19 protein-coding genes are annotated in these 17,441 nt (G+C 40.1%); 8 read left to right on the forward strand and 11 right to left on the reverse strand.

Annotated features, from left to right (window positions below; genetic code table 11):
* Positions 1 to 82 precede the first annotated feature (82 nt).
* Together glyQ and glyS are read left to right on the forward strand one after the other, a co-directional pair.
* A complete protein-coding gene (glyQ, locus tag FTV52_RS00485; RefSeq protein WP_019836027.1) occupies positions 83 to 1,069 on the forward strand; it encodes a glycine--tRNA ligase subunit alpha in 987 nt (328 codons plus the stop codon).
* Complete coding sequence (glyS, locus tag FTV52_RS00490) at positions 1,069 to 3,138, forward strand: glycine--tRNA ligase subunit beta (protein ID WP_179989476.1); 2,070 nt, start codon at positions 1,069 to 1,071, stop codon at positions 3,136 to 3,138. The genes glyQ and glyS overlap by 1 nt, the downstream gene beginning before the upstream one ends.
* Before the next feature lie 34 nt (positions 3,139 to 3,172).
* Here the strand turns inward: glyS and ptuB are convergent, their stop codons facing one another.
* From ptuB to FTV52_RS00505, 3 genes are read right to left on the reverse strand one after another with little or no spacing between them, the layout of a single operon-like run.
* Complete coding sequence (gene ptuB / locus FTV52_RS00495) at positions 3,173 to 3,832, reverse strand: retron Ec78 anti-phage system effector HNH endonuclease PtuB (RefSeq protein WP_179989478.1); 660 nt, start codon at positions 3,830 to 3,832, stop codon at positions 3,173 to 3,175.
* Positions 3,829 to 5,397 (reverse strand): AAA family ATPase, encoded by a 1,569-nt coding sequence (locus FTV52_RS00500; RefSeq protein WP_179989480.1) that lies wholly within the window; start codon positions 5,395 to 5,397, stop codon positions 3,829 to 3,831. The genes ptuB and FTV52_RS00500 overlap by 4 nt, the downstream gene beginning before the upstream one ends.
* Position 5,398: 1 nt before the next feature.
* Positions 5,399 to 6,346, reverse strand: coding sequence for a retron St85 family RNA-directed DNA polymerase (locus FTV52_RS00505; protein WP_179989482.1), 948 nt, complete (start codon positions 6,344 to 6,346; stop codon positions 5,399 to 5,401).
* A gap of 317 nt (positions 6,347 to 6,663) precedes the next feature.
* Between FTV52_RS00505 and FTV52_RS00510 the strand changes: the two genes are divergently transcribed.
* Both FTV52_RS00510 and FTV52_RS00515 read left to right on the forward strand, forming a co-directional pair.
* Positions 6,664 to 7,053, forward strand: coding sequence for a hypothetical protein (locus tag FTV52_RS00510; RefSeq protein WP_004976007.1), 390 nt, complete (start codon positions 6,664 to 6,666; stop codon positions 7,051 to 7,053).
* Positions 7,054 to 7,412: 359 nt separating this feature from the next.
* Positions 7,413 to 7,928: a hypothetical protein gene (locus FTV52_RS00515; RefSeq protein WP_178318636.1), complete on the forward strand. Its 516-nt coding sequence runs from the start codon at positions 7,413 to 7,415 to the stop codon at positions 7,926 to 7,928.
* Positions 7,929 to 8,000: 72 nt separating this feature from the next.
* Here the strand turns inward: FTV52_RS00515 and FTV52_RS00520 are convergent, their stop codons facing one another.
* Together FTV52_RS00520 and FTV52_RS00525 are read right to left on the reverse strand one after the other, a co-directional pair.
* Positions 8,001 to 8,201 (reverse strand): hypothetical protein, encoded by a 201-nt coding sequence (locus tag FTV52_RS00520; RefSeq protein WP_104852993.1) that lies wholly within the window; start codon positions 8,199 to 8,201, stop codon positions 8,001 to 8,003.
* Positions 8,202 to 8,319: 118 nt separating this feature from the next.
* Complete coding sequence (locus FTV52_RS00525; protein ID WP_131261080.1) at positions 8,320 to 9,588, reverse strand: hypothetical protein; 1,269 nt, start codon at positions 9,586 to 9,588, stop codon at positions 8,320 to 8,322.
* A gap of 120 nt (positions 9,589 to 9,708) precedes the next feature.
* Here FTV52_RS00525 and FTV52_RS00530 point away from each other — a divergent pair, with 120 nt between their 5' ends.
* Both FTV52_RS00530 and FTV52_RS00535 read left to right on the forward strand, forming a co-directional pair.
* Positions 9,709 to 10,485, forward strand: coding sequence for a class I SAM-dependent methyltransferase (locus FTV52_RS00530; RefSeq protein ID WP_179989484.1), 777 nt, complete (start codon positions 9,709 to 9,711; stop codon positions 10,483 to 10,485).
* A 14-nt stretch (positions 10,486 to 10,499) separates the two neighbouring features.
* Positions 10,500 to 11,054 carry a hypothetical protein gene (locus FTV52_RS00535; RefSeq protein WP_104852990.1) on the forward strand — a complete coding sequence of 185 codons (555 nt, stop codon included), beginning with the start codon at positions 10,500 to 10,502 and terminating at the stop codon, positions 11,052 to 11,054.
* A gap of 7 nt (positions 11,055 to 11,061) precedes the next feature.
* On the opposite strand, the gene FTV52_RS00540 is transcribed toward FTV52_RS00535, so the two are convergent.
* Positions 11,062 to 12,264: a TIGR03862 family flavoprotein gene (locus FTV52_RS00540; RefSeq protein ID WP_104852989.1), complete on the reverse strand. Its 1,203-nt coding sequence runs from the start codon at positions 12,262 to 12,264 to the stop codon at positions 11,062 to 11,064.
* 6 nt (positions 12,265 to 12,270) lie between these two features.
* Complete coding sequence (locus FTV52_RS00545; protein WP_225555817.1) at positions 12,271 to 12,963, reverse strand: tRNA (guanine-N(7)-)-methyltransferase; 693 nt, start codon at positions 12,961 to 12,963, stop codon at positions 12,271 to 12,273.
* Positions 12,964 to 13,048: 85 nt separating this feature from the next.
* Between FTV52_RS00545 and FTV52_RS00550 the strand changes: the two genes are divergently transcribed.
* Entirely contained in the window at positions 13,049 to 13,222 is a 174-nt protein-coding gene (locus FTV52_RS00550; protein ID WP_154321096.1) for a DNA gyrase inhibitor YacG, read from the forward strand.
* A gap of 241 nt (positions 13,223 to 13,463) precedes the next feature.
* Positions 13,464 to 13,643 carry a hypothetical protein gene (locus tag FTV52_RS00555; protein WP_179989485.1) on the forward strand — a complete coding sequence of 60 codons (180 nt, stop codon included), beginning with the start codon at positions 13,464 to 13,466 and terminating at the stop codon, positions 13,641 to 13,643.
* Between the two features lie 61 nt (positions 13,644 to 13,704).
* On the opposite strand, the gene FTV52_RS00560 is transcribed toward FTV52_RS00555, so the two are convergent.
* The 4 genes from FTV52_RS00560 to murI form a co-directional block, all read right to left on the reverse strand.
* The gene (locus FTV52_RS00560) at positions 13,705 to 14,349 is read right to left on the reverse strand and encodes an MBL fold metallo-hydrolase (protein ID WP_131261085.1); all 645 of its coding nucleotides are present in this window, start codon (positions 14,347 to 14,349) and stop codon (positions 13,705 to 13,707) included.
* An 18-nt stretch (positions 14,350 to 14,367) separates the two neighbouring features.
* Positions 14,368 to 15,381, reverse strand: coding sequence for a ferrochelatase (gene hemH, locus FTV52_RS00565; RefSeq protein ID WP_104852985.1), 1,014 nt, complete (start codon positions 15,379 to 15,381; stop codon positions 14,368 to 14,370).
* A gap of 65 nt (positions 15,382 to 15,446) precedes the next feature.
* Entirely contained in the window at positions 15,447 to 16,475 is a 1,029-nt protein-coding gene (locus FTV52_RS00570; protein ID WP_096901324.1) for a DUF4062 domain-containing protein, read from the reverse strand.
* 86 nt (positions 16,476 to 16,561) lie between these two features.
* A complete protein-coding gene (murI, locus tag FTV52_RS00575) occupies positions 16,562 to 17,437 on the reverse strand; it encodes a glutamate racemase (RefSeq protein ID WP_179989487.1) in 876 nt (291 codons plus the stop codon).
* Positions 17,438 to 17,441 lie beyond the last annotated feature (4 nt).

The following is a 17,441-nucleotide window of genomic DNA, read 5'->3' on the forward strand; positions in this document are numbered from 1 at the left end:
TAGTTGTGCTTTAACCTTTGCCAGCACCCCGCAAAATCCTTATAATTGAGCACAATTTTTCTCTAATTTTAAGTGGATGACCATGAGTCGCGCCATATCGCATATTGATACCTTTCAAGGCTTAATTCTTGCCTTACAAAACTACTGGGCGGAGCAGGGCTGCGTCGTTTTACAACCTTACGATATGGAAATGGGTGCAGGGACATTCCACACTGCCACTTTCCTACGTGCTTTAGGTCCAGAAACATGGAATGCGGCGTATGTACAACCATCTCGTCGTCCTAAAGATGGTCGTTATGGCGAAAACCCGAACCGCTTACAACACTACTATCAATTTCAGGTGGTGCTGAAACCAAACCCAGACAACATTCAACAGTTGTATTTAGATTCTTTAAAAGCGATTGGAATTGACCCATTGGTGCATGACATTCGCTTTGTGGAAGATAACTGGGAATCTCCAACACTTGGCGCGTGGGGCCTAGGTTGGGAAGTATGGTTAAACGGTATGGAAGTGACGCAATTCACTTACTTCCAGCAAGTGGGTGGAGTTGAATGCTACCCTGTAACAGGCGAAATCACTTATGGTCTTGAGCGTTTGGCAATGTACCTGCAAGGTGTAGACTCAGTTTACGACTTAGTTTGGACTAAAGGACAGTTTGGTACAGTCACTTATGGTGATGTGTTTCATCAAAATGAAGTTGAACAATCGACCTATAACTTTGAATATGCGCCTGTTGATAAAATGTTTGAACTGTTTGACTTCTATGAAGTAGAAGCAAGCCGTTTAATTGCAGCAGAATTACCGTTACCTGCTTATGAGCAAGTGATTAAAGCATCTCACTGCTTTAACTTGCTCGATGCGCGTGGTGCAATTTCTGTGACTGAGCGTCAGCGTTATATTTTACGTGTCCGTACTTTGGCACGTTCTATTGCACAAAGTTATGTGGCTGCACGAGCAAAACTAGGTTTCCCAATGGCTGAACCACATTTACGTGATGAAGTCTTGGCGCAGTTAAAAGCACAAGTTGAAGCGGAAGCCAAAGCGCAAAATACTGAGGAAAGCAAATAATGTCTAAACATACAGTTTTATTTGAACTCGGTTGCGAAGAACTCCCACCGAAAAGCTTAAAAACCTTACGCGATGCCTTACTTGCAGAAACTGAAAAAGGTCTAAAAGATGCAGGCTTGGCTTTTGATGCAATTGAAGCCTATGCAGCGCCACGTCGCTTGGCACTTAAAATTGTCAATGTAGATGGTGCGCAAGCAGACACCCAAAAACGTTTTGATGGTCCTGCTGTTCAAGCCGCCTATGATGCTGAAGGCAAACCAACCAAAGCCCTTGAAGGCTTTATGCGGGGTCAAGGTATTACGGTAGATCAAGTCTCTACATTCCAAGCAGGTAAAGTTGAAAAAGTGTGCTACTTAAAAGACGTGAAAGGTCAAAGCCTTGATGCGTTATTGCCACACATTTTACAAACAGCATTGGACAACCTGCCAATTGCAAAACGTATGCGTTCTGCTGCAAGCCGTACTGAATTTGTGCGCCCAGTAAAATGGGTCGTTTTACTTAAAGATCATCAAGTAATTGAAGCAACGATTCAAGACCATCAGGCAGCTAATGTCACTTATGGACATCGTTTCCATGCACCTGAAGCTATCACTTTAACGCATGCCGATGAATATCTCGCGAAGTTAAAAGCTGCTTACGTTGTGGCGTCGTTTGAAGAGCGTCAAGCGATCATTGATCAGCAAGTAAAAGCATTAGCGGATGAAGTGAATGCGATTGCAATTGTGCCTAGCGATCTACGTGACGAAGTCACTGCACTGGTTGAATGGCCGGTAGCTTTACGTGCCAGCTTTGAAGAACGCTTCCTTGCCGTTCCTCAAGAAGCCCTGATCACTACCATGCAGGATAACCAGAAGTATTTCTGTCTGGTGAATGCTGAAAACAAATTACAGCCTTACTTCATTACCGTTTCAAACATTGAGTCTAAAGATCCGACTCAAATTATTGAAGGTAATGAGAAAGTGGTTCGTCCACGTCTGTCAGATGCTGAGTTCTTCTTCCTGCAAGACCAGAAACAGCCATTAGCTTCTCGTAAAGAGAAACTGGCCAACATGGTATTCCAGGCACAACTGGGTACTTTGTGGAACAAGTCTGAACGTATTGCTAAACTGGCTGTCGCACTTGCTCCGATTACGGGTGCAAAAGCTGAAGATGCTGAAAAAGCTGCCCTGCTTGCAAAATGCGACTTAACTTCTGAGTTAGTAGGTGAATTCCCAGAACTTCAAGGCATCGCGGGTACTTACTACGCACGTCTTGAAGGTGAAAATGATGAAGTGGCTGAATCTTTAGGTGAGCAATATTTACCTAAATTCGCGGGTGACGTTCTGCCTAAAACCAAAACGGGTACAACGATTGCCCTTGCGGATCGTCTAGATACTTTAACTGGTATTTTCGGTATTGGTCAGGCACCTACAGGTTCTAAAGACCCATTTGCGCTACGTCGTTCTGCCATTGGTATCCTGCGTCTAGTGACTGAAAATGAACTTGATGTATCTATCGAAGACCTGATCAAGCTAGCCTTGGCTGCTTATGGCGATGTATTAAAAGATCACGACAAGACTTTGGCAGATGCTGTTGCATTCCTTGAAGGTCGTTACCGTGCGAAATACGAAGACCAAGGCGTTGCAGTAGATGTGATTCAAGCCGTTCAAGCTTTATCACCAAAATCTCCACTAGATTTTGATAAACGTGTGAATGCGGTAAATCACTTCCGTGCCTTGCCTGAAGCGGCTGCATTGGCTGCTGCAAACAAGCGTGTTGCCAACATTTTAGCCAAAGAAACCGCACCTGAAGGAAGCGTCATTGAAGCTAACTTGGTGGAAGATGCAGAAAAAGCATTATTCGCGGAACTTGCGAAAATCACACCTGTGGTGGAGCCATTATTGGCAGCAAAAGACTACACCACCGCACTCTCTCAATTGGCTGCATTGCGTGCGCCTATTGATGCCTTCTTTGACAGTGTCATGGTGATGGCTGATGATGCAGAGTTAAAAGCCAACCGCTTACGTTTACTCACGCAGTTACGTGATTTGTTTACGCGTGTTGCGGATATTTCAGTACTTCAACACTAAGTTCTGATTGAAAAACCCGCTTTAAAGCGGGTTTTTAACCAATCGTATTTTGCCTTACAGCCGTATAATATTCAGCATTGGTAATACTCTCTATAAAATCTTTCATTTCCGCTTCATAGAAGGCTTGATCTTCTTTATTTCTTAAATCCATGGATTCTTTAATTTCCTCTAGATTAAGATATTGCATTTGAAACTCACCAATTTTTTTTGCCCTTAGATTTTTTAAACGAGAACAATCTAAATTTAGAATTCTAATGGTTTCTCTAGCTTTAGTTTCATAACTATTATTTAAGTTATTCTGAGCAACCACACTTCCACTCTGTAAAAAACTCAAATAGTTTGATCCATCATCTAAATCAGGTTTAATTAAATTTTTTGAGTCATAATCCTTAACAATATGATCTTTATATCTTCCGCAGTGCTCAGAATTATCACACGAGCCAAATAAATTATCCCACTCATATATACTTCTACCACGTATAGTTTTTAATATATTTTGAGGTATCAAATGCTCAATATGACACTCTTTCTCTATTAATTTTCCCTCACAGTATGCACAAAAGTTACTCTGCATTATATTAAGTGATTTCCAAATCATTTCTTTATCTAATTCCGATAAATTCCACACAGTGGGGCTAGAACTCTTTAATGTCTTTAGGCAAATAGGCTCGAAAGAACGACTAAGTTTTTTCAACCATTATCTCCTTTACTTAATCTATTCCGTATAGAAGCAATTTTTATTTGAGTCCTGAGATTTGAAATTACAGGATGATTTTCCCCAAAATGATTTATTAGTTTTTCAAATAAAATGTTTGCTTCAGAAGATTCAGCTGCCTTATTGTTAATAAAATTCAAATAATTATCCACCCATTGAGCCTCATCAACAACTTGAGGAATTGAATGAGTACCCATTATTTGCTCAAGCACATCTGAACTAGCCACACCTTTCGTTTGCAATATTACTTGTTCAATTTCATTATTTTTAACAATTCTAATCTGGTTTTTATCAACAGTTGATAATACATGAGGACTATGAGTTGTTACAATAAATTGAATGCATGGAAATGATTCACGTAAAATAAGAATAATTTTTTGCTGCCAACTTGGATGTAGATGCAATTCAATTTCATCAATAAGAACAATACCTCGACCATTAAATGGTTGATCTAAGTTATCATTCAGCAACAATAATCTTCGAGCTATATCACCAACTAGCCCAAATAAAACTCTTTGCCCATCAGAAAATTGATGTAAAAAGATAACTTCATGTTTTAAATTTAAAGCAACTTTATCTTTTCCATCATCAGTATTAACTAATTCAATATGGCTTAAATCAGGATATATTTTCCTAAATAATTCTTCCAAAAACGTAATCGCTTTTTGAGACTGGTTTTTAACTTGAGCGTCAGGATACGTATTAAGGACTGATATTAAATTTTCATATAACTCATATAAAGGATGATCTTTATTATCTGCACCTGTTTGTAATAAAGTATCAACTTGTGTTTGAATTTTTATCTTGTCAGAACTATCAAAAACAGTATTCGCAATTTTCAATAGTTTAATTAACCAATCAATGAATATATTGAATGAAGATTTAGAGCGCAAAGAACCATCATAACCATCTATCTTATGCGAATCAGAAGTTTTTTCTTGTCTTCCGTCATTAGATAATCGATCAATACCGTATATAGCAAAAAGTGGCAGGTTGATGCTTTTATATTCATTTAAAATTCGTAAGTTTCTTCCTATTTCACGATATTTTGATAAGTCGCTTTTTAAATCACTATTTACCCCTTCTGGTGCACGAGCCACTCGTCCTTTAAACTTATAAGAATCACCTATTTGAAACTCACAATCTATATAAGCTCCTTGAATTTTATTTAAATTATTCACCTCATCTGGATCAATAGTCCCACCATTGGTATTTTCTTTACGGGCCGTAGCAGCAATCCACATCAAATTTTTACGAATCGACTCTAATAAACTTGTTTTACCAACTCCATTTTCACCTATTAATACTGTTAGATTTTTATGAAGATTAAGTTCTAACTCTAGAATTTTTCTGAAATTCGACAAAGTTAGTGTAGATAAAAAAAGATCAGCATTTAGAATTTTTATTATATTTTCGAAAGCTATCTGTGCCTGCTCCTCGCTTTTTTCAAAGTCTAATGCACCATCTCGATAATTTAAAAATACTTGGACTGCAGCTTCAAAATTTCCATTTTGCGCATTATTTAATAAATGACGAGCACTCATATCAACTTCCTAATAGAATTTTTTGAATTACGTTCTGAGTATATTTCTTCTCAAGAGATGCCAAAAACTTAGGCTCAACATATTTAATAAACCCAAGATAACCTCTTAAGTAGTTTAAATCATCAGGAGATATTTTTTCTTCAATAAAATTATGCACTAAATGCTTAATATAGCGCTTCTTAGCTCTACCTATTGAAAGCTCATCTTTGTTAGTAATAGTAATACCCGTAACATGACGATTATGCTTTTTAGATGAAAAAGCTGTTTTTAAATGATTAATTTTTATAGCGTTACCAAAAAAACCAATTAAGGTATTTCCTATCACCCTAGTTAAATCCAATAGTACATTAGGTAACTTAGTTGAAAACGTGAGATCATCCGCATAACGAGTATAACTAATCTTTCGTTCCTGACAGTATTTAGCAATTTCATTATCAAATGAATACATTATGAAATTAGATATAAAAGGTGAACTTGGTGCACCAATACTTAGAACCAAATTATTTGAATATTTACTAGGTTTCCAAAAAATTGTTTTTTCTATTATTTCTTTTTCTAGCCAATCGAATTCTATACCTGCTCTTTCACAAGCATTCCAAAAAATTTTTGGGGTAATCGAATTAAAAAAGTCAGTAAAATCCATTCTCAAAAAATAAATATTTTGAGAATGTACTTCAGCATTTTTCTTTATGTCTTTCCCTTTGACATATGCCATACTTGAAGCATGAATAGGAAAATTTTCCTGAAAAAGATCAATCAAAGCTCTTTGATAATCTTTTAATTCACGAATAGGTTGAGCAATAGTACGTGTACCTGAAGTCCTTTTAGGAATTTCATATCTTTTATATTTCTTTGGAGCTTCATCGAAAAATTTGAAAAAATCCATTTTAGAATCAAAATTATGAATTTGCTGAGACATTAAATATTCAATAACATCAACTTTTGACATAATTTTTCCCTAATTAAAAAGCTCAGGAAGTATCCTTCACTGAGCTTGACGCTCTTTACTTTAGAGCAAAAGTTTCAATTGTTTGCGAATCACATGAGCGAAGAATTGAAACTTTTGTTCTCCAATGTGTTTCATCAATAAGTTAGAGTCTGGCTAAACACCCGACTAGACTGTTAAGTCCCAAAGCTAAAGAGCATCTTTATATTAATCTACACTTCAATTACCTTCAATCTGTTAATCATATTTATTCCTCTATAGTCATTTTCATATCAATTCCCTATACTCAACCTAACAACACTCAACAAGAAAACGAGCTTATGAAACTTAAAACACTCATTTTATCGGGTTTAACTTGCCTTTCTCTTAGTGCGTGTACTTCTGCACCTGTTATTCCGCAGCTTACTGCAGGTGTTTTACAAGAAGTGAAAAATATTGAAGTTTACCCAGACACTGTCAATAACAGCGCCAAACTCACAAAATTTATTGATAAATGCGTGATCGAATTTACAGGCACACTGCAAGCAGGTCGTTCTATTGAACAATGGGCATTTAAAGGCAATGCATTAATTTCAGCTGGTTCTGCAACATTTGCACAAGATGGGACTAGCATAGCAACTCACTTTGACTTGCATGATGCAACTGTGCAAAAGAACTTCATCACCTTACGCAACCATTTTCATAAAGATGCGCTTGCACAATGCAACTAAGCTAAAAACAGCTTTGAATGTATCTTGATGTAGCAAGATTGTTGGACTTTCAATATAAATACAGCATCGCTTGATATTTCAAACTAAGATGATAAAAGCAGTGTAGCCATTGCTGCCCTGCTTTAACAACTCTCCAGAGTAACAAGACCCACAATTTTATGTGGGTCTTCTTCTTTAAGTCTGAAACTCTGCCATAGTTTCAAGCACTTTAAAGTCTCAAACACTGTAAATTTCACCTAAAAACACATCATACTTGCGAAAAATAAACACTGCAGATCATCTAGGCTTTATACAATGCAGTACATTCCATTCAAAACCTTTCAACGACCAGTATTCGGCATCCTAAGAGGCACAGCACAATGAAAAAGATCAATATCAGCATTTGTATTGGACTATTGTTCAGTAGTGCTTCGGTGTGGGCACAAAGTAGTGCTGCACAAACTCAAAGTAATAAACCAATTCAGCCTTATGCAGACAATCCAAACCTCTTACATGTTTGGGCATATAAAACTCAGGAAGGTGTGATTCAGGCAGCACAAAAAGTCGGTGAAGTAACCGAAAAAGGTATTGAAAAAATTCGCCCATCGGCACATCAAGCTTTAGACAACGCCAAACAATTGGGCAGTCAGGGTGCGGCTCAAGCCAAACATACTGGGCAGCAACTTGCCAACAATGTAAATACTAAAATTCAGGAAACCAAAGAAGTGATTACAGGACAAAGTGATCATGCCGTGCCTATCTATCAAGCACCATTAAGCGCGCCTTCACAGCATGTAGCCCCAGCAGCCACCAACACAGCACCTACTCAAGAAGCACAGACTCAGGCTGCACCAAATGCAGAGGCTGAAGAAGAAATTAAAGTGATCAAGCTATAATTTTTTTGATTTATTTTATTGGTTTGCTTGAAAAGCACAAAAATAACTCAGCGCAAATAAATAAGCCTGCATTTAATCTGCAGGCTTATTCATGTGATAGCGTATCGATTTTTGAACTTGTCGGAATACATAAGCGCCTAATCCCAACAATACCAACAAACCTAAAGCGAAAAATAGATAAGCCTTCGGCTCAGGCGCATCTACAAATAAAGTCGCAGATAAAATGAAACTGGACAGCAAAACAAGCACAGCAGGCATCAACAACTTGGTCATACATACTACCCTTGGAATGATCAACAAAACCATGTTTTAAGATCATCTTAGCCCAATGGCAAAACAATACAAGTGTCTAAAATTTAGACCATCTAAATCATGGATAAAACTTTGCAGCTTACTGTTCCAGTTCTAGGGTAAATTTGGCAGTATCTGGCAAATCTTCCACAAAGTCGTTGCCGCCAAACTCATCACTGCTCAGGTTCAAATCTTTATAGCTCAACACAAAATAGTCGCTATATTTTTTCAATATTAATGGGTGCATGCCTGCAGCAAGTGCATCTTGTTCCTTGCATAGTTTCATGACATGACGATCATTCATACTAATTAAATAGCGTTCATCATTCAGATAAATTTGCACCAAACCACTGCCCTTTGCATAAATCGGAATCAGGAATTTATGGTTTAAGGCAATTGCATGTGCGGCATAGCTCTCAATTTTTTGGCTGATGATGTTAAACACCAAACCATGACCAAAATGGTCGAGCAAGACATTACGATTTTCATACGGTAACTGAATTTGTAAGCCAAGTTTGTTTAAATCGTGCTGATCGACCTGTTTATTGCTAAGCAAGGAGCGAATCAGGTTTTGTTTCAACTTGGCATCAAAAAAGTTACTGTCTAGCTGTAAGTTATTGTATTTTAAAATACGACCTAAAGACCAGCGATGGTTCGGCAAGACATTTTCAATCACTTTACGATAGTAAAACTTGCTGTTTTTTTTCACCTTGCGAATTTTTTGGTAAAAGAACGGCGCATCAAAAGGATGGGTTAAAAAGTCATTCAGTAATTCAGAGTTGGCTAAAATCGCAATTGCATCATGCCCTGTAAATGGCAAATGTAAGGTATGTAAATGCGGAATTAAAGGCTGAATTTTTAAATAATGCCCACGATCTTCAGCATAATATTGGTCATAGACCACAATATATTCACGCTGTGCCGATACATCTTGCGCTTGAATGCGCATATTGGCATTTAAGTCTGCATGATAAAACATGTTATAGCGTGGGTCATGAATATCTTCAGGGTCAATTGAATATTGCGGCACCAAAGCCACAATGCGGTTTAAATCCAGCAAATTGGAATATTTAATTGCCGCATAGCCACCCATTGAGCCGCCATAGCCCACGCGAATTTTAAACGGAGCAATCAGGTCTTGAATGGCTGCCAACATGGCACGCATAGAAGCTTCAGGAAACCATGATTTTTCCTTAGGCATGACCCCAATCACATTAAAATGAAACTTTTCCAGTGATTTTTCGGCATTAATAGACGTTCCTTTGGCCCGTGTAATTAAATCGCCAAAAGAAAAAATCAGCTCCTGAGATGAGCCTTTCATGAAAATAGCGCGGATATGTCCGTCTTCAAAAATTATGTGTTTGTCCATTCCCACACCGGCGCCAAGGCGCTGAATTAAACCGTTACTTTAAACTTGAATACACTGTACGCAAGTTCAAAAGTGAATATGTTATTTTATAGATGCACAGCAGATTAAAAATCGCAAAATATGACACAATCTCTACATCCTGCCGCACAACAAGGCTTTGCTTTAGGGGCAAACCTATATCAACAAGTTCGCCCCAGTTACCCGCAAGAAGTCGATGTTTTCCTGCAAGATCAGCTCCAAGTTCCACTGAATAGCAATATTGTAGACTTGGGTTCTGGCACAGGAAAGTTCCTGCCACATTTGCTCAAACTGACAACTCAGCTTATAGCGGTAGATCCAATTGCCAGCATGTTAGCCGAATTAGAACAACTTTACCCACAGGTTAAGACAATTCAAGCACGAAGTGAGCAATTACCACTGCACGATCAATGTGCAGATTTGGTGAGCTGTGCGCAATCTTTTCATTGGTTTGCCAATCTGCAAAGTTTAAAGGAAATTCACCGAATCTTAAAACCGCAAGGTCATTTGCTGTTAATTTGGAATCAACGTGATATTTCAGTCAATTGGGTCAATGCACTGGCACAGATGATTTTGCCTTTTGAGGGCGATACACCGCGTTTTCACAATCAGGACTGGCGTCAGGTATTTGCCGATACAGATTTATTCCAACTTACTCACGAGCAGAAATTTCATCACACGCATGTTGGTACAGTTGAACAAGTCGTGTCTAAGCGTTTGCTTTCGACCAGTTTCATTGCTGCAATGCCAACTGAACAGCAACAACAACTCAAAACACAATTTGAACAATTAGTATTAGAATATACGAATAAGCATGTGCAAGATGAAATTGAATTTCCCTATTGCACACATTTGTATGTCTATCAAAAAGTTGAATGAGAGGGAGCAAATAAATGCAAATAACCTTTAAACACGCGATTGCTCCCTTAACAATTTTTTTGGCGTTCTCCCTCAGCGCTTGCGAGCGCAGCAAAGTAGAACATGCAGACAAACTCAGCCCTGAAGATCAAATCATGCAAACTCAGGTCGAGCAAGCCGCGATTCAACCCTTTGAAATGACTGCGGATGACCCGCATGACATTCAATTGCTGATGGATTATGAACAACGCCATGACCAAATGAGCAATGATTTGGAAGATGAGTTAGAACGCCTACATGAAAGCAAACAACTCGATGCTGCATTTGCACAAAATCGCCTGCAGGACAATGTTCAATCTGCCTTGAGTATGCTTAAAGAGCTGGATTTAAAAACGCCGCAAGGGCGTTATATTCAAGGCTTAATGAGTCATTATTGGGAACAGCAAGCGCAATATCTGGCAACTCAAAATACGGCTTCTGCACCTTATCCTGTCAGCAAACAACAACGACAGCAAGGCTTAGCAGACTTATTACAGGCGCAGCAACAACTAGAACATTGGCGTGGGCAATATCCACAACTAGATGAATAGCGTATTTTTACGGACGCTGCTGTAAATACTGATGCACTCCTTCAGCAGCAGCGCGTCCCGTAGCAAAACAGGCTGTCAGCAAATAGCCGCCAGTTGGTGCATCCCAATCCAGCATTTCACCACAAAGAAAAACGTGAGGATTAGAGTTTAACTGCAATTGTGCAGATAAAACCTCGCGTTTAACCCCGCCCGCGCAGCTAATTGCTTCTTCAATAGGACGAAAACCCTTTAAAGGCACCGTTAAATTTTTAATCTGCTGCGCCAATTGCATAGGTTGCTGCCAAAGGGCTTTATCCACCAACTCACGCACGACTGCAGACTTCACGGCATCCAAACCTGCCTTACGCCAAATATTGCTTACAGACTGTTTTTTGGAAGGTTGCAACTTTTGGTAGAGTTGCTCAACGGTTAAATCGGGTAGCAAATCGAGTTGTAACTGCAGCGGTTGTTGAGCGTGCTGCAACTGTCGCAATGCTCGCCCTTGCTTATAAATTAAGCCACTTTCCAAACCATAATGGCTAATCACAATATCGCCCATGCTCGCTTCAGCGCCTTTCACCCATGCTTGCACACGTTTTAAAGGTTGTCCAAAAACTGGCTGCATATAGTTAGACCAGTGACATTCCACCCCTGCATTACTGGCTTGAAAAGGCTGAATTTCATTGGCAGATAACCAACGCTGCCATGCACCATCACTACCTAATTTCGACCACGACACTGCTCCACATGCCATCACAATAGCGGCAAACTGCTGTTGTTCAACTTGCGCTGTACTTAGATTTTGAATACTGAGTTGATTGTTCTTTAAATCACATACCTGATGCCGATAATGAAACTGCACGCCTGCATCAACCAAGCGTTTTAACCATGCGCGTAGCAAAGGTGCGGCTTTCATTTCTTGTGGAAAAATTCGCCCCGATGAACCTACATAAGACTGAATACCTAAACCCTGCATCCAGTTTTGAATCCAAGCCGCATCCCATTGTTGAATCCACGGCGCCAACCATTCCGCCCGATCATAACGCTGAATAAATTGTGCAATCAGTTCGGCATGTGAAATATTCAGCCCCGTTTTACCTGCCATCAAAAACTTACGTGCCGCTGAAGGTTTCTGCTCATAGACATGCACATCATAGGCATACTGACTCAGCACTTCGGCAGCCATTAGCCCTGCTGGTCCTGCTCCTATAATTGCAATGCGCTGTTTCATGCCTGTTTACTCAGTTGTTGCACTTGAGTCTGCAGAAACTTTCGCCTCAACTGCAGCAGGTGTTAAAGTTGGCTGCTGTCCTTGCAAAGGCTGAAAATCATCAAAACGGGTTGTATAAGCCGCAGGTTTGGTGATCAGCAGTTCCTGACAACGCTCACCACGTGCTAAATATTTGATTTCAAAGTGAGTGCGTGCTGAATCTACTGGAACATCCTGCTGAATAAATGGCAATTTCCACACTTCAATCAGCTGTTGCTGTGCTTCTGCAATATATTCAGGAATATTACTTACTAAAGTAATACTGCCGCCTGCTTTTAAACGCGACAATAGAAACTCAAAAAACGGCATATTCAACCAACGCTGGGTGGCATTATGTGGTTCTGGATTCGGATATAAAATAAAGAATTGCTCAACTTGAGCAGGAAATAAAGCATGCACAATCCATGGAATGGCATCGGCATGCACAATTTGTAAGTTGTGCTGACCTTCAAGTTGATGCTGTTTTTGCATCGCTACAAATTTTTCGCGGGTACGCTCAATCGCAATTAATTTTTTATCGGGATGTTGCCCACTAAATAATAAAGCATGCCTGCCTTTTCCCGCACCAATTTCAACACAAATCGATTCATTGGCAATGGCTTGAAAATCACGAGGGGCATGCATACGCTGGGCTTGAAATTGACGAATTGGCATAATCAGATCAAACTTACAAAATTCGGCACAAGTCTACCAAGTCAGGTGCTATTTGCCTAATCCAATCCTGTATTTTTCATAGGAGTTCAGCATGCCACGTACTTTCCCTTGCCCACGTTGTGGCGAAGCTACACAATGGGAAGACAATCCTTTTCGTCCATTTTGTTCCGAGCGTTGCAAGTTAATTGATTTAGGCGCATGGGCAAATGACGAGTATCGCTTACCCACCCAAGATGCTCCGCAAGCAGAAAACTCTGAGGAATAAACTCAAACGATCACTCAGCTTAAAAGACAACAAAATGCACTTAAATTTCAGCTCAAAATTCGATTGAGAAATACAACCACTTTCATGGAACCTTTCACATTTTTGCAAAAATTGTTCAAAATTTTGTTGCTTAATAATGGCTTAAAAAAAGATAAGCTGCACTTTATAATCGTGCCGCGTGTAGAACATACGGCATTGAATAAAAATTAAACAACAACAAAAATTTTAGGAACACAACACCATGGAAGCATTTCTTAAAGGAATTTTAATGCTCAGTATTTTACTCGCCACCAGCAGCTTGGGTTTAGGTCTTTATACACATGATCTTTTAATGCTCAGTATTGGTATTTTACTCGCATTCTTCGCCATGCTATTTGCTCTTGAAAGCAGACAAGTCTTAGGAAACCCTTTCCGCAAATAAAAAAAAGTCAGTATAAACTGAATTTTAGGTGATCTTTTACTATTAGATTACAGCACAAGACTTAACCTGCTTGCCCCGCCACAAAAGGGTTGTTCTGTTTTTCAAATCCAATGGTACTGATGGGACCATGCCCCGAAATAAACTGAGTGTCATCGGGCAAACTAAAACATTCGCGCTGAATTGAATCTAATAATTGTTGATGATTCCCACGTGGAAAATCGGTGCGTCCAATCGAGCCTTTAAATAGCACATCGCCTGTCCACAAGACGCCATATTTTGCATTATAAAACATCACATGGCCTGGGGTATGCCCTGGTGCATAACGCACTTCAAAGCTTTCTTGACCCAATTGCAGCACTTCACCACCCTCTAACCACTGTGTAACCGTGACTTGTTCAGGGATAGGAAAACCATAACGTGCAGACACTTCTTGCAGTTGATCTAACCAAAAAGCATCTTCTTTCTGTGGACCAATCACAGGAACATTCCAGTAATGTTGCAACGCACCAACAGCCCCCGCATGGTCTAAATGTCCATGAGTGAGCCACAAAGCTTTCACCGTTAAACCCAACGCTTCAACTTCGGCTTTCAGCTTTTCAGGCTCACCGCCTGCATCAATCAAAATTGCTTCTTTGCTTTCTGCATCCCACACAATCGAGCAGTTTTGCTGAAAAGCGGTGACGGGAACAATTTTGACTTGCAACATGGTGGCGAACCTCAAAAATTAATGGCTTAGGTTAAGCTTTACAGCATCAAGATTAGCTTGAAGTAAATGTTTGAGCAAATCCAAATGATCGGCACGGGTATTCAGTGCAGGAATATAGGCATATTCTTTGCCACCTGCTTGTAAAAACAATTCTGCGTTTTGAATTGCCAATTCTTCTAGCGTTTCCAAACAATCTGCAGAAAAAGCAGGACTCATAATTTGCACCGACTTCACGCCCTGCTGTCCCCATTCTTCAAGTAAGACATCGGTATAGGGTTTGACCCATTCTTGTTTGCCAAAACGTGACTGGAAGCTAATTGCCCACTGATCATCATTTAAATTTAAAGCATCGGCAAGCAATTTGGCCGTGATCCGACAACGCTCTGCATACGGATCACCCTTATCGGCATACGGCTGTGGAATGCCATGAAACGACATCAATAATTTTTCTGCCACACCATGCTCGGCTTGAAATTCACGCACACTTTGCGCCAACGCCTGAATGTATAAAGGATGCTGATAATAATCACGAATGATGGATAAGCCCGGCAAATTACGCTGCTGTGGCACCCATTTGGCAACGGCATCATATAAAGGTGCAGTCGAAGTTGCCGAATATTGTGGAAATAAAGGGAACAAAATCACGTGATCTTGAGGATTTTGACTCAAAGCTGCCAAAGCCTGTTGAATACCCGGATTGCCATAGGTCATTACCGGTAGAATATTCAATTCAAACTCAGGATATAGCGGCAATAACTGCTGTTTTAAAGCATCAACCTGTTGCAACAAAATTTCCCGCATCGGTGAATCTTGCTGCCAGACCATGGCATAAGCATGTGCAACACGCTTAGGACGAAATGGCAAAATGAATAAGTTCAAAATGATTTGCCAAATCGGTTTTGGAATTTCAATCACCCGTTGATCGGATAAAAACTGCTTTAAAAAACGGCGAACCGCTGCTGCAGTCGGTTCATCAGGCGTACCTAAATTGGCTAAAAGAACGGTTACTTTGGGTTTTGCTGTAGACAACATTCAGCCCTCGTGTCTGATGATTGAGCCCGACTACTTTAACAGTTTTTTCACTCTGTATTGAGAGATTAATACGGTGTTTTAAATGAATAAACCCGATCGGTATCTAGCAAATTGCTCTCTAAAAGTTTTTGCGCTTTTGCCGTGGTTTGCCACAACATCCGCTGACGATCATCACGCCCCGCCTGCACAATCCAGTCATTTTGACGCATTTGCATTTTAATCTGATGCAAGGCCCGAATATTGATTTGGGCACGTGCAACTGCATGCGCACGTGGCATGATCCGACGTGCATCCTCCAAACCAGTTTCATTCAAATATTCATTCATGCGTTTCGAAAAATATTCTTCAGGGGTTGGATGAATAAAAGTATTGCCTAAAATTGCCAACAACTGCGCCCAACTTAAACTTCGCTCAACTTTCAGCTCTCTAAAGTTACCATCCTGATAGGCATGCATGCGATATTCAAAACGATATGATTCATTCATCGACACTTTAGATACGCTTAGAAACGGGTCTGCTTCGCGCTGTCCCACATCGGTTTCCAGCTGACGTAACTTACTTTTTAAACGTTCAATTTCATCATGCAAAGCTTGTGTATTTTGCGGGCGCACCCAACCAGAAGTCGGATAACGTTCTAGCATTTGCGACATATTAAAGCGGACAGCAAGCTCTAAATCACGCAGAGTGCGGTAGCTAAACACCTGATCGACTTCTTGTTGTAATAATTTACGGAACTCTTTGAATTTTTCACGCAATTCAGGTTTTTCATCATGTAAAGATGAATCACGTGAATCTGGGTCTTCGTGCATAAATACAATGATCGGCTTTTGCTTGGTGACTGCATAAATATACTCTAAATGCATATACCCCACGCCCGACACCGATTGCTCACCGTACTGGCTGCCCAATAGAATCACCACATAATCACAATCATCAATTTGACGGCGTGCAAATGCAGTGCTGAGTGGGGTACGTTGTTCTAAACCCCACGAAAAAAAACCCATTCCCACCAATGTTTGTGCCAAGATCACTCGTTCTGGCTGCATATCTGCCCCAGACGTCGAGATAAAGACCTGATAGCGCTTATCGAGCATTGGTTTCCCATCTCCTATTGCCATTACAAGTCGGTCACCGTCTACTTGTAATGCCTTTCCCCAATCATAAAAAAATTATCTTAAAGTCAGTCCACAGTACTCACATTTGCGATACTCCAAGAAATATTGCTTGGAATAAGATGCTGCAACACGGGCTTTAATTGTTCTGCATTGTTCCCGCTGACATAACACGCAATTTGTAAAGTATCTGCCAAACTTTGTTCAAATAATAACTCATTTTTAATTAAAATGCGGGAAGTTTGACGCGCAACGGCAATTCCTGAGTCAATTAATGTCAGTTTCTGACCAAAAATGGACTCAATCGCAGGTTTTAGGAAAGGATAATGGGTACAACCGAGCACCAAATAGTCCGCGCCCTGATCGACCACAGGTTGCAAACTCTGCTGTAAGGAACTTAAACATGCCTCACTCATTTGCGCCCCTTGCTCAACAAAAGGCACTAAATCTAGATTGGTGACATTCAAGACTTGCACTTGAGCAGGAATCGCAAAACGCTGCATCACATCTTTAATAAGTTGTCCGCGAAAAGTCGCAGGCGTCGCAAGTACAGCCACAGTTTTGCTTTGGCTATTTAATACGGCAGGCTTTAAAGCAGGCACTAAACCAATAATGGGAAAATCTTCGCCGTAATGATCGCGCAGATAATCTAGACTAAAAGCAGAAGCAGTATTACACGCCACGACCGCAACTTTACAACCTTGTCGATATAACCATTCGATTGCAGCTGCAGTGAGTTCTCGAATATTTTGATCATCACGTGGGCCATACGGCACATGTGCAGTATCGGCATAATAAAGGATGCGCTCATTGGGCAAATATTCTGCAATTTCAATGGCAACTGACAAGCCTCCTATGCCCGAATCAAAAATACCAATTGGCGCACTGGCTTGTGCTTTTGGCATGGCTTGATTTAAGGGAGAAACAGGATGAATGGCTGTCATAGCA

The sequence above is a fragment of the Acinetobacter sp. YH1901141 genome (assembly GCF_013416935.1).
Classification (GTDB): domain Bacteria; phylum Pseudomonadota; class Gammaproteobacteria; order Pseudomonadales; family Moraxellaceae; genus Acinetobacter; species Acinetobacter towneri.